A 26,286-nucleotide genomic window follows, 5' to 3' on the forward strand; every position below is an offset into this window, starting at 1 on the left:
TTGCCAAAGTTTGGCATCAATTATTACCTCAAATGACTGACGGATTAAATATGAGCAACTTTCAAATTTCCCTAATGGAACAGAATGACATCCAACAATCTGCGAAAGTACTAAGCATCGCCATGCTTAACAATCCACACCATATTGGTGTATTTCTGGGTAATGGCGAAAAGGTACGCCTGGAGATCGAAAAGATGTTTTTTGAACTCTTTAATTACCTGCCCGGAGTTGTCTTTCTGGCAAAGGAAAATGGAAAAATCATCGGAGTCATGAGAATGAAGTCGTGCATTGGCAAAGTAATTGATGATCCAGATGTATTTGGAGATGAAAATGATATCGATTGGAGAAAATCTGTCTGGTTTAAGGAATGGGCAAAGTATGATCCGGTCGAACAACATTGGCATCTTGGTCCGATTGGTGTGATGCCGACTCATCAAGGATTAGGTATTGGCTCTCTGCTTATGGAACGTTTTTGTAAGGAAGTGGATGCTTGCAGGGTGAAAGCATACTTAGAAACAGATTTGGATAAAAATGTACGCTTTTATGAGAAATTCGGGTTCAAGGTTATTTCTGAGTCCGAAATTTTCGGGGTCAAAAATCGATATATGTTAAGAGATACACAAATATGACTCGATGGAATCCATAGCAAGCGGCTCCATCGGGCGGAGCCGCTGAGCCACATCGTTATGCACAGGAAGCATCGATGTCTATTGCATCAATACAAACAAGCAAGCATTACCTTTGGGGTGGCAATTGCGACGGCTGGCACCTTGCTGCATCTCCAACTCTCAGCGTGATCCAAGAGCGCGTACCGAGTGGCTCTTCTGAAGTTCGCCATCTGCACAACAGAGCCGAGCAGTTCTTTTACGTCCTAAGTGGCATTGCTACGCTCGAAGTCGCTGGCAATATTCACGTGCTAAGGCCGAATGAGGGTTTCCATGTGCCTGCCGGCGTGCTTCATACGTTAAGCAATCGGCATGAACAAATTCTTGAGTTCTTGGTAGTTTCAACGCCGCCTAGTCACGGAGACCGAAAAAATGCATAACCAGGCGTTTCAAAGGAACAATTTTATATGAAGTCAGAATTAAGTAATAGCGCAAAACGTGTTCAGGATTTTCTAGCATCCAATGGTTTCTACTTTGAGGTCAAGGAACTACCCGGTTCAACAAGGACTGCACAAGAAGCTGCTGACAGCATTGGATGTACAGTATCGCAAATTGCTAAGTCGATCGTTTTTAAGGATAAGAAAACAGATTGCCCGGTTCTTGTCATTGCATCTGGCTCTAATCGTGTTGATGTAAAAAAGATCCAAAAAACGACGGGGTTAAAACTGGGAAAAGCAGATGGTAAATTTGTAAAAGATAGAGTCGGCTACGCAATCGGTGGCGTGCCGCCTGCAGGCCATAATGAATCTTTGGAAACCTTATTGGATGAGGATTTGAAAAAATATGAAATCATCTGGGCGGCGGCAGGCACTCCTTTTGCCGTTTTTCAGCTAAAACCTTCCGATTTGGAGCTCCTTACGAAAGGTAAATGGATTAATTTATCGGAAGAAATATAACGAGACTAATTCATCCGACGCACAAAAACAGCAGCTGATTAGCAACGTTCGGCGATGACTAAAAGAAGGAATAAATGGATTCAGCAGAGGCAATATCTTTTAACTCCCTTTTAGAACATTACCTTGGTACACGGCTGCCACGCAGGTTATCCAGAAATATTTCTTTTTCAGAATTATCGACCGAAGCCAAAGGTGTTATTGTACGCCTGCTAACCCTTATGAAACGGTCATCAGTTCCGGCAACAGAGATCAACAGTCAAATGATCTGGCTGCTGGCATCTGTAACGCCAGGCATGCTTCCATCGGCCTGGGGTGGGCGTATCCCACCTGTCACCTCCCCCGATCGGCACAGGAAACTTGACGACTATGTAGTTAAACAGACCCACACTTCTATCAATGGGAAGCCTGTATATATCGATTTGGGGTGCGGATTCCCGCCGGTAACAACGATCGATACCGCCCGACGCTTGCCGGACTGGACCGTTTTCGGCGTAGATCGGTCGTTTTCACGCTACGCCCTTTATGATGTCGATGGCAACTACGCCTGTTTCGACCGCTTGGGAAAACTTCAATACTTCCAGGCGCCGACGAAACCGCTGAACGAGCGTTCCAATGCGACCAGTGATCGATTCAAATCGCTTTTTACCGATCTACGCCCTCATATAAAGACTTCCGATGAAAACTCCAGCGCGACGGTCGAGAAAAACGGCAACCGGTTAATATGCAACCCTATCCGGACCTTCGAAGCGAAAAACCTTAAATTCCTGAAATCGAATATCGAGGATCTCAAGCTTCCTCCTGCCAGTACTGTCCGTTGCATGAACGTTCTCCTTTACTTTGAAAAAGAGATCAGGGAATTAATGCTGTCAAAGATTTGTACCCTGATCGATGATAACGGGATAGTTATTACCGGATTTAACCATCCTTTCGGCATTTACGCCCGATATTCCGTTTATACGAAGGATAAAACAGGAGTCGTTCCTTCCGAATTTTCGTTCAGTCTGGATAATCTTCGACCGTTGGGTGTCGGACCCTGGTTAACGCTTGCGGAAGAAGACCGGGAGGCCGAACTGCTAGCCGATTTGACCGGCGCCATTCGCGCGGATCGAAGCTTCTGGGCGGAATTCAACCCTTATGTAGACATGCTGCGATCAAGATATGGTATCTGTGATCGGGATGATTCCGGATTTATACATTTTACGAAAGATTCGCGCAACGCGCCTCCCGGTGCGGTCATGGAAAAGGCCTCGGCATTGTGGACCCAACTGGAGGCGGAAGGCTATACAGACGGCGCAATAGAAGCCTTGGGTCGCGCCGGCTATCAAGCATGGAAAAATCAAGTGGGCAATATTACGGTTATTCCCCCGGACGGATCTCTTCCAAAACCATGAGGAGCAAAACTGATCAAAATAGAAGCCCGGTAATCAATATTTCTCTGCAATCCGGATATTTCGTTTAACATCTAAACAATAAAACAAGCGGTTTCACAAAGAGCCGCTCGTACCTCGCGGCCAGTGAACCGGGGCGTTATCATCCCGAGGCAAAAAATGATCAATCTAAGCAATAAAGCAGCTAAACGATTTCGTATTAACTGGAAAGATCTTGAAGAGCGTTCAGGAGACTTCTGGAAGGTGGACGCCGTGATGGTCGAGCGTGTCCCGATGTTATTCATCGTGCACGAATATACATTGTTTACTCTGGTTCGACGCAAATCACAGTTTCGAGATACCTTGGCAATAGCATCGGAAATAAATAATGCTTGCCCATGGTATCGTGGCACAAAGGTCACATCCCTTGGAAAAAACGGAAACCGAAAACTTACGGGCAGCATTAATGAGATGAAACGGATGACTTTGGGCCTGTATGCTCCAGAACAAATCAATGCCATGGAGATGACTATCAATCAATGCCTCTTTTCGTATCTTTCCACAGATCGGAACGGTTACTCGACGCCGTTCGAAGCTGTTGAAAGCTACATCCAGGGTCAGACGCCTTGGCTTTAACCCACTGCTCAAGAGGGGCTGGGAGGAACCGTTCATTTTTTGGTTTCGTCATTTGTCTAAATCGAGGGGCGTTGGGGACAATCTGAGGAATTTTAACCTGCTGTAAAAAGATACGGGCCAAAAGAACGGCCCTCACCTATGAGCAAAAATGTTACCCTTTAGCACCCATTAGAAAAGATATGACGCATGAAGAAATTTCTTGTTATAATTCTAATTTGCATCGGCGCATACGCTTTGATTACCCATGCTCCAGACCGCTTTTCCATAAATTCTTTAAAGTCACTTCTTCAATTTACAAAATCTGGTCTTTCAACAAGCGATCAAGCGATACAAAACGCTTTCGATAACAAACTCAGTGACATTCAGATGGGTGGGTCGGGAAAGGTCATCAAAATTCTACCCGATGACAATGATGGCAGCAGACATCAACGGTTCATTATAAAACTGGACTCAAGCCAAACCCTGCTGATCGCACACAACATTGACCTCGCCCCAGAAATAAAGAACCTTAGGGTCGGTGATCACATCAATTTTTATGGGGAATATGAATGGAACGCCAAGGGGGGCGTTGTCCACTGGACACACCATGATCCCAAAAATCGTCATGAGGGTGGCTGGTTGAATCACGGGGGGAAGCTTTACCAATAAGCGGTAAAATCGCTGATCCCCTGCTTCCGGAGAAGAAGTTGATTATCAAAAAAGCACCGATTCAGATTTAGACGATGTCCTGCGCATAGAAGCCGAAGCGTTTGGGCATAGCAAGGAGTCGAACCTCGTCAACGATTTGCTGAATGACGATAGCGCCAAACCCCGGCTCTCCCTGCTTGCCATGGATGATGATGGGGCGGTTGGACATATTCTTTTTACCCGGGTTCGAATAACCCGAAATGAAGATGCACTGTCCGCCATGATCCTTGCGCCGCTTGCAATCCTGCCAATTGCTCAAGGAAAAGGCGTTGGCGGCGAACTCATACGGGAAGGGTTAAGGCAACTGTCTGAATCGAAGGTCCATCTTGTTTTTGTCCTGGGCCATCCGGGTTATTATCCGCGATTCGGGTTCAGGCCGGCTGGTGTTCATGGGTTTGACGCGCCTTACCCTATCCCGGTTAAAGACGCCGCTGCCTGGATGGTTCAGGAACTGAGACCGGTAACTATTGGAAGCTTCAGCGGCAGGATCGTTTGTGTGGATACGTTGAACAGACCTGAGCACTGGCGGGAATAAATGCTGAAAAGTTCCATAATTGCTCGATTTACACCCCTCACCCTGCCGCGACGGGCTTAACTGCCTGCCGTTGATGGCCTGCCGAGAAGATCGATAGCGGCCCGGCAATAGGTTTCAACACCGCTGAGCAGGATCTCTTCATTGAAGCCGAACCGCGGGTTGTGGATGCCGGCATAGCTGTCATTGCCCGCACCCAGGCAGAAAAAACATCCCGGGACTCGTTCCAGGAAAAAGGCCATGTCCTCGCCGCCCATTGTTTTTACCGGTTCGACCACCCGGTCAACGCCGACGACTTCACCGGCGATGCGCTTCATCCGGTCGGCCATGTCCGGATCGTTGATCGTGGGCGGATACCCCTGCTCATAGCTCATTTCATACCCGGCACCCATGGAACTGCAGACGCCCTTGACGATGGTTTCGATGATTTCGGGCCAGCGTTTCCAGATCGTCTTGTCGAAAGTCCTGGCGGTGCCGCACAAATTTGCGTTTTCCGGGATGACGTTGAAGGCGGTGCCGGCCTGGAATTTCCCGACAGTCACCACCGCGGGTTGCAGCGGATCCATCTGGCGGCTGACGATGCGCTGAAGGGCAGCCACTACCTGGCAGCCGGTGTCCAGGGCGTCCACGCACAAATGGGGCATGGCCCCGTGGCCGCCCTTGCCTGTGATGGTGATGTCGAAACTGAACATGGCGGCCATCAGGACGCCGGACCGGATGCCGATGGTTCCTTCGGGAATGGTGGGCCAGATGTGGCAGCCCAGGGCGTAGTCCACGTGGGGATTGTCCATCACCCCGGCCTCGATCATGGGCAGGGCGCCGCCCGGCCCCTCTTCAGCCGGCTGGAAGACAAACTTGATGGTCCCGTTGATCCGGTCCTTGAGCGCATTCATTGCCGTGGCGGTGACCAGGGCCATGGCCGTGTGGCCGTCGTGGCCGCAGGCGTGCATGACGCCGGGATGTTGGGACGCGAAGGGCAGCCCGGTGGCTTCCGTGATGGGCAGCGCATCCATGTCCGCCCGGATGAGCAGGGTCGGGCCGGGGCGACCGGTTTCCAGCAGGCCCACGACACCGGTGCGGGCGATGCCCGTGACCACGGACAGGCCTTCCCGTTTCAGGTAGTCGGCCACATAGGCGCTGGTCTTCTCTTCGGTGTAGGCCACTTCCGGTATGCGGTGAAGGTCCCGGCGAACGCCGATGAGATGGTTCTTGCAGGATGCGATTTGGTCTTTGAGTATCATGGGGATACCTCTGTCGGTTTTCAGTTGATTAATTCAGGAAGAGCCAGCAGGCTACAATGGCGAAGATCACTCCGGCGGCGTCGGCGGTCAGGGCGGCTGCCATGGCGTGGCGGATGCGCCGCACCTGGACGGCGCCGAAGTAGACGGCCATGACGTAGAAGGTGGTTTCCGTGGAGCCCTGCAGGGTGGAGACCAGCACGCCGGTATAGCTGTCCGGTCCGATGGCCGGGTCGTTGATGATCGAGGCCAGGATGCCGTAGGCGCCGGAACCACTTAACGGGCGCATCAACGCCATGGGCAGGGCCTCGGCGGGCAGGCCGAACCGCCCAGTGACCGGGGAAAGGGTCCCCACCAGCAGATCGAGGGCCCCGCTGGCCCGCAGCATGCCCACGGCCACCAGGATGGCCACCAGGTAGGGAATGATGCGCAGGGCCACCTGGAATCCCTCCTTGGCACCCTCGATAAACACCTCGTAGACCTTCACCCGCCGGACCGCCCCGAAGACGAGAAATCCCGCCATCAGGCCCGGCAGGATCCATGGGGAGAGGGCCTTGCCAAAAAGGACGGCGGTGGGGATCAGGGCCGCCAGGGCGGCGAGGGCCATGACGCTGACCCAGATCGGGTATGCCCCTTGGGCCGCTTCCAGGGTGGACATCTCACCCCGGCTCCCGGTATCGGCCTTTTCGCCGCCGTTTGTTTCCTTTTCATTGGCACGATGCTTCTTTCCCATGGGCGACAGGCGCTGGTAGAGTTTGGCCGCCAGGATGGCCACGCTGGTGGAGCCGATGGTCGCAAACAGGGTCGTGGGCAGGATGATGGCCGGGTCGGCACTGCCTGCCGCCGCCCGCAGGGCGATGACCCCGGTGGGCAGCAAAGTCACGCTGGAAGTGTTGATGGCCAGAAACAGGGCCATGGCGTTGGTGGCGGTTCCCGGTTGCGCGTTGAGGCTTTCCAGTTCCTGCATGGCCCGGATGCCGAAGGGCGTGGCGGCGTTGCCCAGTCCCAGGGCGTTGGCGGACAGGTTGAGGATCATGGCCCCCATGGCCGGATGGTCGGCCGGGACTTCGGGGAAGAGCCGCACCATCAGCGGCCGGATCAAACGGGCCAGGATGACCAGCATTCCCCCGGCTTCGGCCACCTTCATCAGGCCCAGAAACAGGGTCATCACCCCTACCAGCCCGATGGCCAGTTCGACCGCGCCGCCGGCTGATTCCACCATGGCCGTGGAGAGGGCCTCCATGGGTGACGGCAGATCCGCCGCCGGCTGGAAGCCGAATTGCTTCCAGCCGGCAAAGAGAACTGCGGCGAGAACGATGATCAGGAAGATGCGGTTCACGCGGCTGTGCCCGCTTTTTCTTTCTCGGGAGCCGGTTTGAGCAGGATCCGCGCGTCTACGATGCTCAGGCCTTCGTGGTGAACGATGACCGGGTTGAGATCCATCTCCTGAATCTGGGGATAGGCTTCGATAATCTCCGAGCAGACCAGCAGCAGGTTGATCAGGGCCTTTTTGTCGTAGGGCTTGTCGCCACGTACACCGTCGAGGATGGGGTGGGATTTGGTTTCCGCGATCATATGCTGGGCGGACCGTCGGGAGATGGGCAGTACGCGGAAGGAGACATCCTTTAAAATCTCCACCATCACCCCGCCCAACCCATACATGATCACGGGACCGAACTGGTCGTCGATCTTGGTGCCGATGATGACCTCGATGCCTTTATCCACCATGGGTGAGATCAGCACCCCTTCGATGCGGGCATTGGCCTTATACGCCTTGGCGTTCTTGATGATTTCCCGGAAGGCTTTTTTCACCTGGTCCCTGCCGGACAGGTTGAGCTGGACGCCCTTGGCGTCGCTTTTGTGGAGGATGTCCGGCGAGGCAATTTTCAGGACCACCTTGCCGCCCATGGCCTCCGCCGCCTCCGCGGCCTTTTCCGCCGTGGCGGCCATGGCATCGCTGGTCACCGCCGCGCCGTGAAACCTGAGCAGCTGTTTGGCTTCGGCCTCCAGCAACGCCGTTCGACCCTGCCGGTAAACATTGTCGATGATCTGCCGCCCTTCGGGTTTGGCTTTGGCCTCCCAGTCGAGGATAAAGTCGGACTTGGCGTGGTAGCGTTTCAGATATCTGCCGTATTGGGCCAGCACGCCGATGCACTTACAGGCAATATCCAGGCTGCCGTAAACCGGGACGCCATAGTAGCGCAGCAGGTCCAGGCTGTGGGGCTTTTCCGAATTGTAGAGGCTGTGCACGATGATGGCTTTTTTGCGGCGCTTGACCATCTTGCCCATCTGGTGGGCCGCGTCTTCTTCCATCAGTGCCAGACTCTCGGCAAAGCGGATACCATAGCCGCCGAACAGTCCCACAATCAGCAGGCCGCCCACATTGGGGTCGCTCAGGATGATGTTGGCGCAGTCGGCAAAGACGGCCGGGTTGTCATCGGTGCCGCCTGCTACGTCAATGGGGTTTCTCACCGAGGCCCCGCCGGGGAGGATGGCGCGCAGTTTGGACTGGGTCTTTTCTTCCAGTTCCGGAATCTGTACGCCCAGGTCGGTGAGGGTGTCGGCGGCAATCGTGGCGTGCCCGCCGCCGTCGGCCAGGATGGCAATCTGGTTGTTCTTGATCGGCGGCAGACTGGAGAGGCTTTCGGCGGCCGGGAAGAGCTCATCGGAATTTTCGATGACGATGATGCCGGCCCGCTCGAAGGCGCCTTTGGCCACTTCGGACATGCCGGCCAGGGCGCCGGTGTGGGAACCGGCGCTTTGTTTGCCGGTGGATGAGCGCCCGCTCTTGAGCAGGATTATCGGTTTGGTCTCAGTCGTCTTGTAGGCCTGCTGGAGGAATTTCCGGCCCTCCCGCATGCCTTCCACATACATGAGAATGGCGTGGGTGTCCGGATCCTGCCGGAAGAATTCCAGGTACTCATGAAAGCGGATGTCCGCCTCGTTGCCAACACCCACATAGTAGGTGAATCCCTTGCGGCTCTGCAGTTTGGCTTCGGTGATCAGGGTCAGGGCCATATTTCCGCTCTGGGTCAGCAGGGCGATGTCGCCTTTGGGAGAATTCTTCAGGCCCACCAGGTTGAGATTGTCCTTGAGGTTGATCATCCCGGAGGTGTTGGGGCCGATCAGGCGGATGTTATGGCGGCCGGCCATGTTGAGCACCTCGCCCTCCAGGGCTTTACCTTTTGCGCCGGTTTCACCGAAGCCCGTAGCCAGGATGATGGCGCCTTTAACCCCTTTCTTGCCGCAGTCTTCAAGAACGGCCGGAACCGTTTTCGCCGGGGTGGCAATCAGGGCCACGTCCACCTCACCCGGAATCTGAGAGACGGCGGTGTAGCACTTCAGGCCCATGATGCTCTTCTCTTTGGGATTTACCGGATAGATGGCTCCTTCATAGCGTTCATCCAGAAGGGTTCGAATGGTCTGGTAGCCCCGTTTGGTGGGCACCTTGGATGCACCTACGACGGCGACGGATCGAGCGTTAAGGACATGTTCGAGTCCCATGATAATCTCCTTTTTTACTTTTTACGATCTTCGAACGCTGTCAGGGAAGCCTGCCGTTCCTTGGTGGAGACGCAGGCCAGGCATGCCTCGACTTCGAAGTCCATGAGGGCTTCCAGGCTGACTTCTCCTAATGCCATGTTCAGTCCCTTCTTGATCATCTTCAGGGAGAATGATGAGTTGGCGGCGATCTTGGCAGCCATCTCCATGACCGTCTCCATCAGTTTCTCCGCCGGAACGGCCCGGTTGACCAGCCCGATGCGCTGGGCCTCCCCACCGTCGATATATTCACCGGTGAAGAGCAACTCCCGGGCCTTGCCCGGGCCGATAAGATCCTGGACCAGCCGGAACGCGCCGCCGGTGACCGACGAGGTGACCTTGGCCTCGGGGCTGCCGATTTTGGCCTCCTCGGCGGCGATGCGGATGTCGCAGGCCAGGGCCAGTTCGTATCCGGACCCGATGGCGAAGCCGTTGACGGCGGCGATGGTGGGCTTTTCGAAGCGGATGATGGTCCGGGAGACCTCCTGGAGCGATACCAGATAGTCCCGGTAGTCTTCGATGGAGCGGGTCTTGGACTCCTTGAGGTCGGCACCGGTGGAGAAGGCACGCCCTTCACCGGTGATCACCACCACCTTGATGCGCCCGTCCGCACGGGCATCGTCCAGGGCGGTCTGCATATCCAGCCAGAGCCGTTTGTTCATGGCGTTGAGCACCTGGGGCCGGTTGAGCCGGATGATGGCCACTCCGTCCCGTTTGTCGTAAATGACGCATTCCAATTCCATGGCTTCTCCTGTTGCGAGTGGTTCATAAAATGAGTAGAAAGATGCAGCTTGCCTTGGCCTAAAAAATCGGGCGGGTCAAGACAATTTTATCCAATCAGGCCAAATCTTCAAGGGCCTCGCCCATCAGGCGAGCAATGGGCAGCCGTCGCGGGCACCTGGCCTCGGCAGCCGAGTAGTCCGCCTGCCGCATCTGCCGCCGGACAGCATCGGGAAGGGCGGCGAAGCGCCGCCGGGCATCGTTAGAATCCCCGTAGTTTCTGGCATACATGAGATAGCGCATGACGTCGCCCACGGGGACATTGCCCGCGATGGCGTTCTGGCAGATCTGCGTGCAGCCGGCACAATAGTGGGAGAATGTCTCAGTGGCATAGTGCTCCAGATGCTGCCGCTCGTTGTCGGTCAGCGACGTGCGGTCCACGGCAGCGGCGATGTTGGCCATGAGGATCGACATGGTGGGCATCTGTGAACAGATGGCAGAAATCTGCGGGTTCTCCCAAACCGCCTTGAGCTTGGCCTGCTTGTCGGTAAATCCTTTTTGCACGAATCGACCGGCCAGTTCCAGCTCCCGGGAGGTGGTGGCGTCCACGGCCCCGCCGCCCTGGGTCTTCATGGCGGTGAGCCCGATGCCGGCGTCCACACAGGCCTTGACTGCCTCCTTCATCCGGTTCTCATGCATCAGCCTGAAATTATAGGTCATCATGATGCCGTCAACCCAGTTCAACCGGGCGGCCTCCAGCAGGCATCGCTCCATGTTGGAATGGGTCGAAAAGCCGAAGAGGCGGATTTTGCCTTCCGCTTTCTGTTCGGCGGCCCACTCGCGCATGCCGCTGTCCATGATTTCGGCATCGCTGATCCCGTGGACGAAAAAGAGGTCGATATGATCGGTGTTCATCCGTTCCAGGGAGGTCGCCAGATCCTGGCTCATGCCGCGGCCGTTTCGGGCGGTGGATTTGGTGACCAGGAAAATTTTCTCCCGGTGTTCGGTGTAGCTTTTGAAGTACTGGCCGATGCCCGCTTCGCTGCGTCCGCCGCTGTAAACATGGGCCGTGTCCCAGTAAGTCACTCCCCAGCGCATAGCCTGCTTGAGCAAGGTCTGGTTGGAAGGGATGTCGAACATGCCCCCCAGGGATAAAATGGGGACCTGAATGCCGGACCTGCCGAAGGGACGCGTGGGCACGGCGGTGATGCCGGCTGCTTCGGCCGGCGTGGCTGCATGTGCCTCGGACAGTTCCGCCAGGGGGGCCAGTGCGGAGCCCAGGCCAACGGCGGCGGCGGATTTGATAAATGATCGGCGGGAGATATGGGTGTTTTTTTCTTGCATGGTTGCACCTCGTTGGTTGTATGGCGCCTACCAAATATGAATCCAGGTCTTCGCCAAAAAGGTTTAATTCGAAAGGGTTCAAGGATTCGAGGATCCAAGGGGTCAAGGGGTTGAATCCAGGTGAAGGTCATTTTTTATACCATTCCCTCGAACCCTTGAATCCTGGACCCCTCGAATCGATCCACTATTTGAATGCAAAAGTTGGCTCTAACGGCAATTATTATCCTAACGGCTGACCAGACGGTTACAGCAGCAGCCGATGCCGCCGCTCCCGCGTTTCGTTTTCGGCCGTCACGCGGATGGCCCGGCGACCCTTGACCGGGCATTCGTGTTCACAGACCCCGCAGCCGATGCAGCGGGACGGATCCACATAGGGTAGCTGCAGTCTCACCAGCAGGGTGACCCGGTCCCCCTTTTCGGCCGCCCCTGAAAACGGATTGTCCGCCAAGGTAACGCCGCTGGAACCGATGTCGGCAATTCTGGCGGGCGGTATGTTGCGGTGGCCGTCAATGGCAACGAAATAGTCCCCGGTTGCCAATTGGTCGGAAGGCAGCACCGGGCCTTCGATGAGCAGCCGATTGCCCGTTATGCCCTGAAGGCGGATGTCTCCACCTAAGCGAATCGGCCGATACTCCTCGCGGGTGAAAATCGCCTTGGGGCTCACCGGACAGTTTTCCTGGCAGACGATGCAGGGGCGGTCCATGGCCCAGGGCAGGCAGCGACCCCGGTCGACAAAGGCCGTGCCGGTGCGGATCGGTCCTCTGGATTCGAATGCACCCTTTCCAAACCGTTCCTCCAGGGCAATCGGCCGGATGGCCGCGGTGGGGCACAGGTTGCCGCAGGCGATACAGCCTTGCTGGCACCCGCTGGTGCCCATGCGAAAGTTCAGGACCGGCGTCCATATCCCTTCGATTCCGGCTTGAAGGCCAGCCGGGTGGATTACGTTGGTGGGACAGATCCGCATGCACTGGCCGCACTTGATGCAGCGCTGGAGAAATTCCCCCTCCGGCAGGGATCCCGGGGGACGGATCACCGCCGGGTTCCAGGCCTCGCCGGTCATGCCGGCCAGTCGCGCCAGGGGAACGGCTGCCGCCCCCGCGGCCAGGGTGGCCACAAATTCCCTTCTGGAGATATCCGGAACGGAAATTTCTCCGGCGGCCGATGCATGCTGGTGAAAACCCATCACGTCATGACGGCAGGCCGCCAGGCAGTTCATGCACAAGACGCACTCGGGAGACCGGAGAACGGTCGCCGGTTCGCACCCGCCCTCGCAATACCGGTCGCAGGCACCGCAGGCGGTGCAGCCGTCGGCTTTCTGGCCTACCCGCCACAGGGCGTTTTTCCCCAGGAAGCCGAACAATGCTCCCAGCGGACAGACAAACCGGCAGTAAAAGCGCGGGACGGCCAGGTTAAGAAAAACCGCCGCCCAGAAGAGAGCACCCATGGCAAAAACGCCCGGATAAAGACGGCTGGCGGCGGAAATGGAGATCAGGCGGCCGTCAACCAGCGGCAGCAGGGTCAGGTTTACCGTCCGGTAAAAGAGCGGGATCGGATCCAGCAGGCCGGTCTGCAGGGATGCGGCCAGCAGCCGGGAACCGTCCGTTAAGAGACTCAGGGCGGCAACGCCGATGGCCGCCATGACAATGCCCGCCGTCCAGCGTTTTACCGATCTTTTGGTGGCCCGGGCGACCCCGGCAATCAGAACCAGCATTACAGCGACGATCCCTGCCGCCCTGGCGGGCGAGCCGATGGAAACGTGCAGCAGGCGGCCGATCAGGTCACCGGCGGCGGCGGCGAGCAGGAAGACCAGCAGGGCATATTTGACCCCCTGGCCCCGGTGGTAGCGGTTGGCAGCGATCATCACCGATGCCTTGCGGCCCCGGTTGGCCAGCCACCCCACGGCCTGGTGCAGGGCACCGAAGGGGCAGAGCCAGCCGCAGAAAAAACGGCCCAGCAGAATGGTCACGATTACGGTAAAAAGTCCCCACAACAGGCCGGTGTAAAGCGTGCCGGTAGCCAGGAGGGTACCCAGGCCCACCAGCGGATCCAGTTGGATCAGCCAGTTGACCGGCCACCCGCGCAGCTGCCACCACTGTTCTCCCAGGGTGGCAACGATGCAGAACCACAGGAAGAGCAGGAAGAAAAAAATCTGGCTGATGCGTCTGGCGGTGACAATGCTCATGAAACCTGTATTTCCTTTGGGTTCAACGACCGGTAGTCGGCCGTACCGGCCCCGGCCCTTTCCGACTTGGCGATATAGGGCAGGTCGGCGGCCGTCCGGCCCAGCAGTTCGGCCCCCACGGCATCGGCGGCTACCGGATCGGTGCTGACGATCAGGGTGCCGGTGGGTTTGAGGTCGGACAGGGAACCCCCGGTGGGTCCGTTGGTCAGCATGGACTGGGTGCCGTCCAGCACCACCACCGTGGGCCGGATCATCATGGCCAGTTCCTGGATGATGGTGTGGATATCCTGGTGAAAGATGTTGCGCCGGCCGCCCAGCAGGCCGTACCAGTTTTTCAGGGTCATGGAGGCGCCGCTGCGGTGGTGATCTTTCACCGGGGCCAAGCCGATGATGCGGTCCGACCGGGCCAGGGGGGCATAGAGAACCGGCCAGTCCCGGATCAGGCGTCCGCCCTCCACCGTGAATCGCTCGAACAATGCTTCGCGGGGCACCACCACCTCGGCGCCGGCCAGGCGGGCCGCCGCATCGATGCCGGTAAGGGCAAAGCAGGAGGCCGGGTCATTGATGGGGTTGTCGGTTATGGTTACGCGCGAAGCACCGGCGTCCAGGCACAATCGCACCACGGCAGCCACCAGGTCCGGGTGGGAGGTGGCGCCTAGGGTCGGCGGCGAGGCAAAGGCGGCGTTGACCTTGAGCAGAACGCGTTCGCCGGGTTTGACGAAGGCTTTCATGCCGCCTAATGCTTCGAAGGCTGCCCGGACAGTGGCCGCCCTATCCATACCTTGGGCCGTTCCCCGGGCGATACAGAGCTCGCCCTTCATATCGGGGATGGAGAAATCGGGGATCTTCACCGATGCGCCGGCATCGGACAATCCATCCGGGCCCCTGCTATCGTAAAAACCAAAACCCAGGGCTCCCGCTGCGGCCACCGAAAGCCCTGCGCGGGTGCATCGGCCCAGAAATTCCCGTCGATCGATGGGTGTTTCAGTCAAGATAGTGTCTTTTGGATGCAAACATGTATTCCTTTGGTTTTTATCGGGGTTGCTATCGAAATCGCTGTCGGATGTTGTGTTTGCTCCAAGGATATATGCTTTCTTTTCAATCCCATTCCCGATTTATTCCCCCAACCGTTCCAGATGACCGGCCAATTGGCCGGCCAGACTGCCGGCCGCCTCCAGACTGCCGGCTTCGTGAATGCCTGCCAGGTATTTCCCTCTGCTGAAGATGATTTCATAGGTGTCGAAAAACCGTATGACGGCCGCGCCTTCAACGGGCAGGGGCGCATCAGCGGTGGCGGCACCATAGGATACCAAGGTTTGCCGGTATTGTGCGGCCAGTGCGGATGCGGCAGCGGTGGTCTGCCGGTCGGACACAAATGCGGTCAACCGGGTGCCGTCGATCAGGTATTCAGCCGTATAGATCCGGTCCAGTTGTTCATATCCGAAAGCGTTGGCGGTAACCAGTTGAAGGCTTTCAGCCTGAAGGCCGCTCGCGGGAAACAGATCGGCTCCGGGTGCGCTGGCCACCGTGGCGCCGCCGTGCGCCTGCACAAAGGCGCGGGCCAGCTGGCCGATGGCCTGTTGCAGCGCTTCGGAGGCGTCCGTGCCGATGATTTCCAGGTAGAATTTTTCGTGGGCCATGAACAGGGCGTTTTCCGTGCGGTAGGCATTGGGGACCGTTTCGTCGCCTTGGGCCCCCTCCCTGCGCTGCATGCTATAGACGGAAAAAGCGTTTTCCGGCGTGGCCATGTCGTAGATGAACACCTCCACCCAGTTGCCAGCGGTGTTGTCAATGCTGAAGCGCTGGGTGCTCAGGGAGACGAACCCGGAAGAGAGGTAGAGGTCCGCCCGGCCATCGATTTTCTCGTAGAGCGTGTCCGGGTTGAACCGTTCCGGGGGAGAGAAGGGAGCCATTTTTAACCCCGAAATGTCAACTACCGCCGATTGATCCGCTTCGGACGGCAGCGCCTGCTGACGGGATTCCGGCCGCATGGCGACCACCCCCGGATTGATCCGGAACTGGCGCATGAATACGCCGGTTCCCGCGATCAATAATATGGCCATGAAAGCCATTGACAGGCGGGTTTCGGTTTTTCCCGGTTTTTTATGCGCGGTTGTTTTCATCGTCGTCACCGCAATGGTTCAAGTAGGGGGCTAACGTGGGCGCCTGTCCAATAATAGGAAGATTTCAGGATGGTTTGTCAACCGTTAACCGGTAAAGGCGATGGCTTGCCTGGACCGAATAGATGGAAACGCTGTCATCGGTACCCGCAGCAACCTTTCTATGTGTTGAGGATGCATGGCGGGTTTCGGTTGAAGCGTATCTGAAGAATATTCTCCTGATTCGCAGTTGGGGCAACTTTTAAATTTCCATCATACCGAAAATTGGTGCTTGCGAAGTTGGGTAGATAGTATTAAAATTCAGCTTATTTTGGGGTAGACGGCTCCTATATAGCCACGATAATTTTTGTCCGTTCAGCGTGATTTATTGACAAGCTCTTGCGGACATCCTGGTTTTCTGTTCTTGCCGATATTTTATTCATCCTTTCGCAATTTAAACGTCCTTTAGGTTTGTTGAATCTTTCGCTCCTGTAGATGAGATAGTCTCTTTGATCCGCATGGTTCAGGATCGACGATTTGCTGTCTGCCTCTGTTCGCATTTTGTCAATTGATTCCGAATTGACAGCAACCCACAACCGAAGGAGGCTACCATGTCCAGAAAAAAGAGACGTTGGGTGATGAGGATAGGCAATTGTGTCGTAATCCCTTTGATTTGTCTTATGGCTGCATTTATTGCTTTTGCAGCCAACATGGATGAAGACCTTATTCAGGCAGCCAAAAATAATGACATCAAAACAGTAAACGACCTGATCGGAAAAGGGGCGGACGTGAATGCAGCGAACGCTTTTCTGGCCACGCCGTTAATCGTTGCCGCCAAATCGGGCAATACCGAATGCGTTAAGACCCTGCTGAAAGCGGGAGCGAACATCAATGCAAAATGTATCCGGGAATGCACGCCATTGATTTGGTCAGCCGATTTGGGCCATGTTGATGTGGTTAAAGCACTGATCGACAATGGTGCCGATTTAGAGGCTTCCGATTTTTACGGATGGACACCCTTAATGAAGGCAACTTACCGTAACAATATTGAAATTGTAAAATTGTTAGTTGAAAAAGGAGCCAATGTTAATGCAAAGAATTTTGTGGGAAACAGCGTTTTGTATATTGCGGAAGAACTCAACATAAAGCCCGATATTCTTCACCTGTTGGTGAGCGCAGGCGCTATAAGATAGTGGAGGAGAAAACATGAGCCACCCGATGGACCTCCAGGCAATTGCTGAAGAGATTAAGGCAGCGCAGGATCATTGCAGGACAATAGTGCCGTTAACCTCACGGTTCAGAGACTTTAGTACTGCTGAAGCATATGCTGTGGCGCAGATGATTCATGAGAAGCGATTAACAGAAGGGGCAATCCCGGTGGGTCGAAAGATTGGGTTCACCAACCCGGAAATGTGGTCAATATACGGCGTACGCGAGCCGATTTGGGGCTACCTCTATGATACCACTGTTGTAAAACTGACCGATTCAAGGTTCCGATGTCGTATCGGACAATTCGCCGAACCAAAAATCGAGCCGGAGATTGTTGTCCATTTCGGGTTATCGCCACCGGAGAGAGCCGACATAGCTGATGTTTTAGCCTCAATTGACTGGATTGCCCATGGGATCGAAATCGTCCAGTCTCACTTTCCCGGTTGGAAATTCCAAGCCGCGGATACTATCGCCGACTGGGGACTGCATGCAACCCTGATTGTAGGTAAACCAATGGATATCAATCTGCTTGGAGTAGCAGTGGCAGGGGATCTTGAAAACTTCACCGTCACCCTTTCATGTGACGGTGAGGTGCGAGAGAAAGGAAAGGGTTCCAACGCGCTTGGTAACCCTTTAAAGGCCATCGTCCATTTGATTGATGTGATTGCGAAACAGCCTTATGCTTCAAGACTTCAGTATGGCGAGTTGGTTACGACGGGTACGCTGACAGCGGCACTCCCGATTCTTCCCGGGCAGACGTGGGCTACGAACCTGGATGGTATTCCGATGCCGGGTATTTCCGTATTATTCGAAAAGTAAGGCAACCATAAAAAAATAACCACGCCTTATGCCAACTGTCAAGGATATGATGGGCTCGCAAAAAGTCGAAATGCCCTCTTTATCGTCATCCCCGCGTAGGATTGAAACCAATGTTATCAAATGCTTATAGAGTTCCGCCTACGCAGGGATGACACATCTTGATACTTTTTACGAATCCATCAAAGAAAGCTTCAAAATAAATGCCCTTTGAATGATCGTTTGCTTTCTGCCATGCAACGCTGTTGCAGTGAGGCACGCCTTTCTGAGCACCCACTAAAAAAGGCTGGCACGATTTTACCGATGCCGGTTACAGGATTTTTCCCCAGTTTTCTGGAAAAGGTTTATAACTTTAATAAGTTACAAGTACCGGGGACTTTTTTAGGTTTGGCAGCCATGTTCGATCCCCTCTAATGTGTTTTTCATTTCATGTCCTGTGTATCCGGACCATCTCCCTGCGTCTTCTCGACAAGTATTTTGGAGATCAAAAGCTTTGACATGGGTCACTGTCGCGGTTTATTCTCAATGTATCTGGAACTTTCGTCCCACGCGTTAACCACAATCTAACGATTTCCACGCTGATGAATTGTCGTTTAAACAAAAAATGAATAGTCCTAATTTTTAGAAATTGGAGGCATTTCCAGTGGCCGAAAAACCGACCTATGCGGAATTGGAAAAAAGGGTTGAGGGGTTATCCAAAGCACTTGAATCCGCTATTCAAAGAGAGAAGGCGTTTAAGGAATCAGAAAGGTATTATCGTGCCTTTTTCTTGCACGGGGTGAATGGCGTCGTTGTCCTGGATCCTGAAACCGTCCAACCGATCGATTTCAATGATCAGGTGTGTCGGCAGTTAGGCTATACGCGAGATGAGTTTGCCCAGTTACGGTTGTCGGATATCGAAGCGAAAGAAACAGCTGAAGAATCAAAGGCTCACATTCAGCAAATAATAAGAAATGGGTTCGATAATTTTGAAACCCTTCAACTTACCAAGCATGGCGAAAAAAGGCATGTTCATGTATCGGCGCAGGTGATTGATATTGACGGGCGTCAAGTTTACCATTGCATCTGGCGCGACATCACCGAGCGCAAGCGGGCGGAAGAGGAATTATTGCGGGAACAGCTGCTCATGAAAACATTGCTGGACAGTTTGCCGGGTATTTTTTATTTGTACGCTTTTCCCGCGTTGCGTCTCGTCCGCTGGAATAAAAATCATGAAACGCTTTTGGGTTTTGGCCCTGAAGAGCTCCAAGACCGGTCAATCCTGGAATGGCACCTGCCCGAAGCGAAAGAGGCGGTTTTAGAGGCTATCGGCGTGGTCATGGAAAAAGGCCAGAATATGATCGAATCGACTCTGTTGACGAAAGATGGGGAAAGGATCCCCTTTCTGATGACAGGCGTCAAAGTAGAGCTTCAGGGGCAGCTATATATGGTGGGTGTGGGGATTGATATCTCTGAGCGAAATCGAGCGCTGGAGGCGCTTCGGGAAAGCGAAAAGAAATATCGTTTGATCGCGGAAAACACCGCCGACCTGATATCGGTCATGGATATGAATCTGCACTTTACCTATGTCAGTCCGGCCAGCATGCGTCTTCGCGGATTTACCGCTGAAGAGGCCATGGCGCAGACCCTTGAACAGGTCTTAACCCCTGAATCCTTGCAGGCAGTGGAGGCCGTCTTTGAAAAAGAGATGCTGCTCGAGGCCAGTGGAACGGCGGATCCCGATAGAACGCGCATCCTGGAGTTGGAGCAATACAAGAAGGATGGCTCCACTGCCTGGATGGAGGTCGGTATCTCTTTTCTACGCGAAAAGGACGGCCAACCTGTTGAAATTCTGGCCGTGACCCGTGACATCACCGACCGCAAGCGAACTGAACTGGCGCTGCGGGAAAGCGAGGAAAAGTTCCGCCTGACGTATAGTTCCAGTCCGGATGCAGTGACCATCAGTCGTCTTGACGACGGCCTGTATGTAGAAATAAACGAAAGCTTCACTCGGGGTCTTGGCCATACCCGTGAAGAGGTTATCGGCAAGACATCCCTGGAAATAAATATATGGCATGATCTCGCCGACCGGCAAAAACTGGTTCGGGGTCTTAAGGAAAAGGGTTATTGCGAGAACCTGGAAGCTCAATTCCGAAGGAAAGATGGCAGCCTGATTACCGCATTGATGTCAGCCAGAGTGATTTCTTTGAAAGGGGTACCGCACATCATATCAATCACACGCGACATTACTGAAAGCAAACTGATGGCAACAAAACTTCAGCAGATACAGAAATTTGAGGCGATCGGTACGCTTGCAGGCGGGATTGCACACGATTTTAACAATCTGCTTATGGGCATTCAGGGTCGCGCATCCCTGATATCATTGGATCTGGATGAGTCCCACCCCCATCAGGAGCAAATTCGTGCAATAGAGGAATACATCCGCAGCGCGACAAACCTCACCCAGCAACTGCTTGGCCTTGCCAGGGGCGGCAAATACGAAGTCAAACCCGTCGATATCAATGAATTGGTGAGTGGCAGTTCCGCCATGTTCGGCCGGACTAAAAAAGAAATCCGTATCCATACCAAATACCAGGCATCGCCCCTGGTGGTGGAGGCGGACCGGAGGCAGATCGAACAGGTTCTCCTGAACATGTATATCAATGCATGGCAGGCCATGCCCCCCCATGGCGGTGAACTGTATCTGGAGACAAAGATCGTCACGATGGATGAGGCATCCTGCAAAATTTATCAGACAAAACCGGGGCGTCATGTCAAGGTTTCAATTACGGATACCGGCTCTGGCATGAGCGAAGCCATCCGTCAGCAAATTTTCGACCCGTTTTTCACAACCAAGGAAAAGGGCCGCGGGACCGGTTTGGGGCTGGCCTCAGCCTACGGAATCATCAAGAATCACGGCGGCGTGATTACGGTATACAGTGAAGTGGGTCACGGAACCACATTTAACATCTATCTACCGGTGTCAGACAAAAAAGCGCATCGAGAAGCCCCTATTGACGAAAAGCTCATCAAGGGATCGTCAACCATCCTTCTGGTTGACGATGAAAAGTTGATCATTGATGTCGCCCAGGCCATGCTGGAGCGGCTGGGCTACCGAGTTGTGGTTTGCATGGGAGGTCAGGAAGCCGTGAAAATGATCACGGACATGGGGCACGAAATCGATCTGGTGATCCTTGATATGATCATCCCGGGAATGGACGGCGGAACGACATTCGATTGCATTCGCCAGATTCAGCCGGACATGCCGGTTATTCTTTCCAGCGGATATGCTATCAACGGTCAAGCAGACAAAATTATGCACAAAGGCTGCAATGGGTTCATTCAAAAACCATATAATATTTCTGAGCTTTCACAAAAAGTTAGAAAAGTATTGGATGAGTCAAAAGGCTCGATCCAACACTAATTATCCTTTACACAACCTTGATGGTTTCGTAAGAAGTCCCCAATGTGTCATTCCCGCGGGAATTTATAACTATTTGAATCTTATGGATCCCCGCCGCGGGGATGACGATAAATCTGAGATTTCGACTTTTTGTGATTCCATCAACCTTTGAAGCTGTTAAAAAATTTCAATAATACCCAATGTGAACGGCTTCAGCAGGAAAAACAATATACAGCAATAATCGACCGGACTATTTCCATTCTGACTTCAGTCCTCCGCATCCTTGTCAAAGGATATGGTCAACGCGTAGGCACCGTCCTCGAAGCGGCTGCGCACCGGGTATCCGCCCTTTTCGAATACCTTGATCATGGCCTGGTTGGTGGCCAGCACGTCGGCGGTCATGCCTCGGGCGCCGCGCTGGCGGGCCAGGCGGGCCAGCATCTGATAAAGATAGGTGGCGATACCCAGCCCCTGATAATCCTCGTCCACGACAAAGGCCACATCCACGTAAGGTTTATCCTTGTGCCTGGCAAAGCGGGCTTCGGCGATGATCTGCCCCTGGCCCGGCGGCCCCACCAGGCCGACCACGGAGAGCACATCGCGGTAGTCCACATTGACATAGGCCTGCATCTTGGCGTGGGGCATGGTTTTGATGGGGGTGAAATAACGGTAGTAGATGGCCTTGTCCGAAAACCGGTAAAAGAGGCGCCGCATCTCTTCTTCATCGGAGGGTTTGAGGGCGCGGAAGCGAATGTTGATGTCATTCTTGAACGTGTGCCGCTCGGCGATTTCAGACGGGTAGAGGTGGGCGCTTTCCGCCAGAAAAATCTGATCCGGGTAGATGATGTTTTCCGTCTTGGCTTTTTCCACCAGCTTCGGCCGGTCGTCGGGGTGAGCAATTTCGATGAGGGCCTGGGCCCGTTCCCGCAGGGTTCTTCCGGACAGGGAGGCAATGCCGTATTCGGTGGCGATCATGTTGACCGAGTCGGGCAGGTTCAACTGGTTGGGCATCTCTTCGATGGAGATGCGGATGTTATTTTCCCCTTTGAGGTTGCGGCTGGGCAGGGCGAAGATGGTGAACCCGCCCGGCGATATTTCGGCGCCGTTGAAAAAATCCATTGCCTGGCCCGGTCCGGAGGTGACCTGACCCTTGCCGGCATGCATGGCAATGCGCCCCGACAGGTCCACCTTGCGGGCCGGGAAGATCGCCACGAATCGCGAGTTCCGACCGATCTCGATGGGATTGAAGACCTTGTCGATGCTCTGAAATTCCACCAGGGGGTTGCGGTCCAGCCAGTGCATCAGTGCTGCCGAACCCATGGCGTAGCAGGTGAGCGATTTGCCACGGAAGGTTTTTTTACGCCGGTTGGTGACCGCCCCGCTTTTGACCAGGGCCATGACGGCGTCGGTCATGAAGGGGGTGTGGATGCCCAGATCCTTCTTGCCGGCCAGGTGCCGGGGAAGGGCTTCGAAAAGCGGTCCGAAGGTAAACCCCAGGCAGCTGCCGTCTTCGATCACCGAGGCCACGTTGGCTGCCACCCGGTCGAAAATGTCGTCTACCGGCCAGCAGGGGAACACCGGTGCCGGCTCGGTGCTTTCCACCAGCAGATCGAAATCATTCACCGATACGAAGGTGTCCCCATAGGTGCGGGGAATGTGGGGGTTGATTTCACCGATGACCACGGATGCCTGGGCCATGACCTGCCGCCCCACATCCACGGCGATGCCTAATGAGCAGAGACCCTCGTCGTCCGGGGGGGTCACCTGGATGAGGGCCACGTCCATGGGCAGCTGCCGGCCTTTGATCAGCCACGGAATGGCGGAGAACCGGCTGGGGATCAGGTCCACCCGTCCGGCGGTGATGGCCTCGCTGGCCACCCAGCCGGAGAAGAACGTTTTCAGCCGGTATTTATTGGAACGGAGTTCTTCCAGGGAGATGGCATCCCCGAAGCTCAGGATCTGGATCAGGGTGAGATCCTGAAGATTCAGGGCATCAGATGCCATGAGGCGTTTGACCAGGGTGCGGGGTTCGGCGGCGCCGGTGCCCAGGAAAATGTTCATTCCGGGCTCGATGCGGGCCAGGGCCTGGTCCGGGGTCGCCCGTTTCTTGTGCCAGTCGGTGCCAGTTGATGCGGTCATGATCGCTCCACACGTTGTGGGTGAAAGGGTTTGATTTTCAAATGTAACCATCATGGTTGAGAAAACAATCGACGTCAGAGGGATCGGGTGGTATGAGACCTCCTGTCAGCTGTTTGCCATCACATGATCAGGAATAAGAGGGAAGCATCGTCATGAAATATGATTTTGACCGGGAGATCAACCGCAAAGACACCCAGTCCGCCAAATGGGGCGTGATTCAGGATCCCGACGACCCGTCGCGCTGGCTTGCCACCGAAGACTATTTTGGCCAGGACCGGGTCCTGCCCTTGTGGGTGGCGGACATGGATTTTCCCGCTCCCCAGCCGGTGGTGGATGCCCTGGTCCGGCGGGCACAGCACGGCATTTACGGGTATACGGTTCGAACGGAGGGCTACGACCGGGCCGTGGTTGACTGGATGAAACGGCGCCACGGCTGGCAGATCGAACCGGGATGGATCGTGTCTACGCCCGGGGTGGTGCCGGCTGTCAACTTCCTCGTGCGCACCTTTGTGGGGCCGGGAGAAAAGGTGCTGGTCCAGCGGCCCGTATACTATCCTTTTTTCAATGCCATCGAAAACAACAACGCCGAGATTGTTTCCAGCAGCCTGTTCCTTGACGACGGCCGCTACCGGATGGATTTTAACGATTTTGAGAAGAAGGCGGCGGACCCCGCGACCACCCTTTATATCTTGTGCAGCCCGCACAACCCCGTGGGCCGGGTGTGGAGCCGGGAGGAATTGACGCGCGTCGGGGAGATCTGCCTGAAGCACCGGGTGTTGGTCGTTGCCGATGAGATCCACGCCGACCTGATCTTCAAAGGGGTAACCTTTACGCCCTTTGCCGCCATCAGCGAAGCGATGGCCAACAACGCGGTGGTCTGCACCGCCCCCAGTAAAACCTTCAACCTGGCCGGCCTGCACACCTCCAACATCATTATCCCCAACGATCGATTGAAACACCGGTTCCAGCAGACCCTAAACAGTTGCGGCATGGGAAAGTGGGCTACTCCTTTCGGGGTGCTGGCCTGCGAGACGGCCTACCGGGAAGGGGAACCGTGGCTGGAACAGGTGATGACCTATATCGAGGACAACCTGGACTATCTTCAGGAATTCATCGACAGCCACATTCCGGGCATCCGGGTCATCCGCCCCGAAGGCACTTACCTGGTTTGGCTGGACTGCCGGGGGCTGGGGCTGGATAAATGGGCGCTCAAGCGCCTGATGCTGGGCAAAGCGCGGATTTTTCCGGATGAAGGATTTATCTTCGGGCCCGAAGGCGACGGGTTCGAGCGAATCAACATCGCCTGCCCGCGGTCGATTCTGCAAGACGCCTTGCAGCGTATTCGACGGGCGGTCAGCGGTTGAACATGACAAATCCCAGCAGAATCAGCGCCATGCCCGCCAGGTGGAAGGTTTTCAGGGATTCTCCCAGAAAGACGATGGCCAGGATGGCCGCAAAGACGGGGATCAGATTGATGAACAGGCCGGTGCGGTTGGCGCCGATGACGGCCACCCCCCGGTTCCAGCAAAAATAGGCCACAATCGAGGGGAAGATGGCCACGTAGCCGATGCTGCCGGCCACGCCGGGGGTAAGCGTGAACGTGCCCACCACCGACACTTCCCACAGATAGAGGGGCAGCAGGCCCAGGCATCCGAGACCGAAGGAGTAGGTCAGAAAGCTCATGGGGTGTATGTTCGGCCGTTTGGGCAAAAGGGCCGAATAGAGGGCATAAAGGATCACCGCCACAAGCATCAGCAGGTCTCCCTGCACCAGGGACATGTCGATCAGGGACTGCCAGCGGCCCTTGAGGACCACCACACCGGCGCCCACGACGCAGAGACTCACCCCGGCAGCCTGAATCCAGGAAACTCGTTCCCCGTATAGAATCAGGGAAATCACAATGATGACCGCCGGCATGGTGGTCTGGATCAGGGCTCCGTTGATGGCCGTGGTGGTGTGCATGGCCATGTAGAGCAGGGTGTTGAAGCTGGTGACGCCGAACAGGGCGAGCAGCCCCAATATCTTCCATCCGGCCAGAGCCGTTTTCCAGTCCCGTTTGACGTAGGGCCAGGTCAATGGCAGGAGAACCAGAAAGGCGACGGCCCACCGCCAGAAGGACAGTGCCGTCGGTGGAATCAATGTGGCCACTCCCTTGGCCAACACGATATTGCCGGCCCAGCACAGGGGCGCCACGGCCACCATGAGGAAGGCGGGAAGGGTGGATTTAGGGGTTGCGCTCATGGCCGCCGCCGGTTTCTGGTTGAAAACGGGGTGCGGGGGTGTCGCCTGCCGACACCCGATAAAGGTCCCGCCGTTGTACCGGAACCCACCGGTTTTTGCAAGGCGTCCGGAATCTACGGACTGTATCGTGACCGGTAGTGTACTCTCATGCCCTCATTTACTGTTATTTGCATCCCCCCGCTCACCCATTGGCGTCGCTTTGCCTGTCCGGTGAAGTGCGTTGACACCGACTCCGGTTTGCGTCATAACACGGTGAACAACCATCCACGGAAGAACCAGCCACGAAAAACAAGGGAGGAACCACCATGAAGCAGGGTAAATGCCCCAAATGCGGGTCAGCGAAGATCTATTCGGCCGAAGACCTTCCCCTGAAAAGCGGTCCGTTCGGCAGCAATTCCATTCCTATCAGCCTGACGGCCATGGCCGCGCTGGACAACTATGTCTGCGGAGACTGCGGCCTGGTGGAGAGTTACGTGGCCGATGAGTACATGCTGAAGAAAATTTCAAAAAAATGGAAGGCGGTGAACGACACGGCAGATGATGAGGATTGATTTTCGACATCGCCGCTTAAAAACCTTCCAGGAATGATATCA

Annotated in this window: 22 protein-coding genes; 12 read left to right on the top strand and 10 right to left on the bottom strand. The window is 55.3% G+C overall.

Features of this window, described 5'->3' with window-relative positions:
* The first annotated feature begins 50 nt into the window (after nt 1–50).
* From ACHZBS_RS14610 to ACHZBS_RS14640, 7 genes are all read left to right on the top strand, one after another.
* Nucleotides 51–629, top strand: a complete 579-nt coding sequence (locus ACHZBS_RS14610) for a GNAT family N-acetyltransferase (RefSeq protein ID WP_319407253.1) — start codon at nt 51–53, stop codon at nt 627–629.
* Between the two features lie 74 nt (nt 630–703).
* The gene (locus ACHZBS_RS14615; RefSeq protein WP_319407254.1) at nt 704–1,045 is read left to right on the top strand and encodes a cupin domain-containing protein; all 342 of its coding nucleotides are present in this window, start codon (nt 704–706) and stop codon (nt 1,043–1,045) included.
* Nucleotides 1,046–1,072: 27 nt separating this feature from the next.
* The gene (locus ACHZBS_RS14620; RefSeq protein ID WP_319407255.1) at nt 1,073–1,561 is read left to right on the top strand and encodes a YbaK/EbsC family protein; all 489 of its coding nucleotides are present in this window, start codon (nt 1,073–1,075) and stop codon (nt 1,559–1,561) included.
* A gap of 74 nt (nt 1,562–1,635) precedes the next feature.
* Nucleotides 1,636–2,952 (top strand): hypothetical protein, encoded by a 1,317-nt coding sequence (locus ACHZBS_RS14625; protein WP_319407256.1) that lies wholly within the window; start codon nt 1,636–1,638, stop codon nt 2,950–2,952.
* A 156-nt stretch (nt 2,953–3,108) separates the two neighbouring features.
* Nucleotides 3,109–3,564 carry a hypothetical protein gene (locus tag ACHZBS_RS14630; protein WP_319407257.1) on the top strand — a complete coding sequence of 152 codons (456 nt, stop codon included), beginning with the start codon at nt 3,109–3,111 and terminating at the stop codon, nt 3,562–3,564.
* 186 nt (nt 3,565–3,750) lie between these two features.
* A complete protein-coding gene (locus ACHZBS_RS14635) occupies nt 3,751–4,212 on the top strand; it encodes a DUF3465 domain-containing protein (protein WP_319407258.1) in 462 nt (153 codons plus the stop codon).
* Between the two features lie 85 nt (nt 4,213–4,297).
* Nucleotides 4,298–4,786 (top strand): N-acetyltransferase, encoded by a 489-nt coding sequence (locus tag ACHZBS_RS14640; RefSeq protein ID WP_319409089.1) that lies wholly within the window; start codon nt 4,298–4,300, stop codon nt 4,784–4,786.
* A 56-nt stretch (nt 4,787–4,842) separates the two neighbouring features.
* Here ACHZBS_RS14640 and ACHZBS_RS14645 read toward each other — a convergent pair whose 3' ends face one another.
* The 8 genes from ACHZBS_RS14645 to ACHZBS_RS14680 all read right to left on the bottom strand — a co-directional run bounded on the left by ACHZBS_RS14645 (nt 4,843) and on the right by ACHZBS_RS14680 (nt 15,930).
* A complete protein-coding gene (locus ACHZBS_RS14645; RefSeq protein WP_319407259.1) occupies nt 4,843–6,024 on the bottom strand; it encodes an amidohydrolase in 1,182 nt (393 codons plus the stop codon).
* Nucleotides 6,025–6,052: 28 nt separating this feature from the next.
* Nucleotides 6,053–7,360: a nucleoside recognition domain-containing protein gene (locus ACHZBS_RS14650; RefSeq protein WP_319407260.1), complete on the bottom strand. Its 1,308-nt coding sequence runs from the start codon at nt 7,358–7,360 to the stop codon at nt 6,053–6,055.
* Complete coding sequence (locus ACHZBS_RS14655) at nt 7,357–9,525, bottom strand: acetate--CoA ligase family protein (protein WP_319407261.1); 2,169 nt, start codon at nt 9,523–9,525, stop codon at nt 7,357–7,359. The genes ACHZBS_RS14650 and ACHZBS_RS14655 overlap by 4 nt, the downstream gene beginning before the upstream one ends.
* Before the next feature lie 14 nt (nt 9,526–9,539).
* Nucleotides 9,540–10,304: an enoyl-CoA hydratase/isomerase family protein gene (locus tag ACHZBS_RS14660; RefSeq protein ID WP_319407262.1), complete on the bottom strand. Its 765-nt coding sequence runs from the start codon at nt 10,302–10,304 to the stop codon at nt 9,540–9,542.
* 94 nt (nt 10,305–10,398) lie between these two features.
* Nucleotides 10,399–11,625, bottom strand: coding sequence for an aldo/keto reductase (locus tag ACHZBS_RS14665; protein ID WP_319407263.1), 1,227 nt, complete (start codon nt 11,623–11,625; stop codon nt 10,399–10,401).
* 244 nt (nt 11,626–11,869) lie between these two features.
* Nucleotides 11,870–13,807 carry a 4Fe-4S binding protein gene (locus ACHZBS_RS14670; protein WP_319407264.1) on the bottom strand — a complete coding sequence of 646 codons (1,938 nt, stop codon included), beginning with the start codon at nt 13,805–13,807 and terminating at the stop codon, nt 11,870–11,872.
* Complete coding sequence (locus tag ACHZBS_RS14675; protein WP_319407265.1) at nt 13,804–14,799, bottom strand: DUF362 domain-containing protein; 996 nt, start codon at nt 14,797–14,799, stop codon at nt 13,804–13,806. The genes ACHZBS_RS14670 and ACHZBS_RS14675 overlap by 4 nt, the downstream gene beginning before the upstream one ends.
* Before the next feature lie 123 nt (nt 14,800–14,922).
* Nucleotides 14,923–15,930 carry a DUF6599 family protein gene (locus ACHZBS_RS14680; RefSeq protein WP_319407266.1) on the bottom strand — a complete coding sequence of 336 codons (1,008 nt, stop codon included), beginning with the start codon at nt 15,928–15,930 and terminating at the stop codon, nt 14,923–14,925.
* Nucleotides 15,931–16,517: 587 nt separating this feature from the next.
* On the opposite strand from ACHZBS_RS14680, the gene ACHZBS_RS14685 reads away from it, so the two are divergent.
* From ACHZBS_RS14685 to ACHZBS_RS14695, 3 genes are all read left to right on the top strand, one after another.
* The gene (locus ACHZBS_RS14685; RefSeq protein WP_319407267.1) at nt 16,518–17,099 is read left to right on the top strand and encodes an ankyrin repeat domain-containing protein; all 582 of its coding nucleotides are present in this window, start codon (nt 16,518–16,520) and stop codon (nt 17,097–17,099) included.
* Nucleotides 17,100–17,112: 13 nt separating this feature from the next.
* Nucleotides 17,113–17,934: a fumarylacetoacetate hydrolase family protein gene (locus tag ACHZBS_RS14690; RefSeq protein ID WP_319407268.1), complete on the top strand. Its 822-nt coding sequence runs from the start codon at nt 17,113–17,115 to the stop codon at nt 17,932–17,934.
* Nucleotides 17,935–18,574: 640 nt separating this feature from the next.
* Complete coding sequence (locus tag ACHZBS_RS14695; protein WP_319407269.1) at nt 18,575–21,334, top strand: PAS domain S-box protein; 2,760 nt, start codon at nt 18,575–18,577, stop codon at nt 21,332–21,334.
* A gap of 246 nt (nt 21,335–21,580) precedes the next feature.
* Here ACHZBS_RS14695 and ACHZBS_RS14700 read toward each other — a convergent pair whose 3' ends face one another.
* Nucleotides 21,581–23,452, bottom strand: coding sequence for a GNAT family N-acetyltransferase (locus ACHZBS_RS14700; protein WP_319407270.1), 1,872 nt, complete (start codon nt 23,450–23,452; stop codon nt 21,581–21,583).
* 152 nt (nt 23,453–23,604) lie between these two features.
* On the opposite strand from ACHZBS_RS14700, the gene ACHZBS_RS14705 reads away from it, so the two are divergent.
* A complete protein-coding gene (locus ACHZBS_RS14705) occupies nt 23,605–24,816 on the top strand; it encodes a MalY/PatB family protein (RefSeq protein WP_319407271.1) in 1,212 nt (403 codons plus the stop codon).
* Here ACHZBS_RS14705 and ACHZBS_RS14710 read toward each other — a convergent pair.
* On the bottom strand, nt 24,806–25,693 hold the full coding sequence (locus ACHZBS_RS14710) for a DMT family transporter (RefSeq protein WP_319407272.1): 888 nt from the start codon (nt 25,691–25,693) through the stop codon (nt 24,806–24,808). The genes ACHZBS_RS14705 and ACHZBS_RS14710 overlap by 11 nt on opposite strands.
* Before the next feature lie 305 nt (nt 25,694–25,998).
* On the opposite strand from ACHZBS_RS14710, the gene ACHZBS_RS14715 reads away from it, so the two are divergent.
* Nucleotides 25,999–26,244, top strand: a complete 246-nt coding sequence (locus tag ACHZBS_RS14715; RefSeq protein ID WP_319407273.1) for a hypothetical protein — start codon at nt 25,999–26,001, stop codon at nt 26,242–26,244.
* Nucleotides 26,245–26,286: the final 42 nt, after the last annotated feature.

Origin of the sequence: uncultured Desulfosarcina sp. (assembly GCF_963664155.2) — a bacterium.
Classification (GTDB): Bacteria; Desulfobacterota; Desulfobacteria; order Desulfobacterales; family Desulfosarcinaceae; genus Desulfosarcina.

Bases quoted from the DNA above. Each gene is read 5' to 3' on its own strand.
- ACHZBS_RS14610 (WP_319407253.1), top strand. From the start codon at position 51: ATGAGCAACTTTCAAATTTCCCTAATGGAACAGAATGACATCCAACAA.
- ACHZBS_RS14615 (WP_319407254.1), top strand. From the start codon at position 704: ATGTCTATTGCATCAATACAAACAAGCAAGCATTACCTTTGGGGTGGC.
- ACHZBS_RS14620 (WP_319407255.1), top strand. From the start codon at position 1,073: ATGAAGTCAGAATTAAGTAATAGCGCAAAACGTGTTCAGGATTTTCTA.
- ACHZBS_RS14625 (WP_319407256.1), top strand. From the start codon at position 1,636: ATGGATTCAGCAGAGGCAATATCTTTTAACTCCCTTTTAGAACATTAC.
- ACHZBS_RS14630 (WP_319407257.1), top strand. From the start codon at position 3,109: ATGATCAATCTAAGCAATAAAGCAGCTAAACGATTTCGTATTAACTGG.
- ACHZBS_RS14635 (WP_319407258.1), top strand. From the start codon at position 3,751: ATGAAGAAATTTCTTGTTATAATTCTAATTTGCATCGGCGCATACGCT.
- ACHZBS_RS14645 (WP_319407259.1), bottom strand. From the start codon at position 6,024: ATGATACTCAAAGACCAAATCGCATCCTGCAAGAACCATCTCATCGGC.
- ACHZBS_RS14655 (WP_319407261.1), bottom strand. From the start codon at position 9,525: ATGGGACTCGAACATGTCCTTAACGCTCGATCCGTCGCCGTCGTAGGT.
- ACHZBS_RS14660 (WP_319407262.1), bottom strand. From the start codon at position 10,304: ATGGAATTGGAATGCGTCATTTACGACAAACGGGACGGAGTGGCCATC.
- ACHZBS_RS14665 (WP_319407263.1), bottom strand. From the start codon at position 11,625: ATGCAAGAAAAAAACACCCATATCTCCCGCCGATCATTTATCAAATCC.
- ACHZBS_RS14670 (WP_319407264.1), bottom strand. From the start codon at position 13,807: ATGAGCATTGTCACCGCCAGACGCATCAGCCAGATTTTTTTCTTCCTG.
- ACHZBS_RS14680 (WP_319407266.1), bottom strand. From the start codon at position 15,930: ATGAAAACAACCGCGCATAAAAAACCGGGAAAAACCGAAACCCGCCTG.
- ACHZBS_RS14685 (WP_319407267.1), top strand. From the start codon at position 16,518: ATGTCCAGAAAAAAGAGACGTTGGGTGATGAGGATAGGCAATTGTGTC.
- ACHZBS_RS14690 (WP_319407268.1), top strand. From the start codon at position 17,113: ATGAGCCACCCGATGGACCTCCAGGCAATTGCTGAAGAGATTAAGGCA.
- ACHZBS_RS14700 (WP_319407270.1), bottom strand. From the start codon at position 23,452: ATGACCGCATCAACTGGCACCGACTGGCACAAGAAACGGGCGACCCCG.
- ACHZBS_RS14705 (WP_319407271.1), top strand. From the start codon at position 23,605: ATGAAATATGATTTTGACCGGGAGATCAACCGCAAAGACACCCAGTCC.
- ACHZBS_RS14710 (WP_319407272.1), bottom strand. From the start codon at position 25,693: ATGAGCGCAACCCCTAAATCCACCCTTCCCGCCTTCCTCATGGTGGCC.
- ACHZBS_RS14715 (WP_319407273.1), top strand. From the start codon at position 25,999: ATGAAGCAGGGTAAATGCCCCAAATGCGGGTCAGCGAAGATCTATTCG.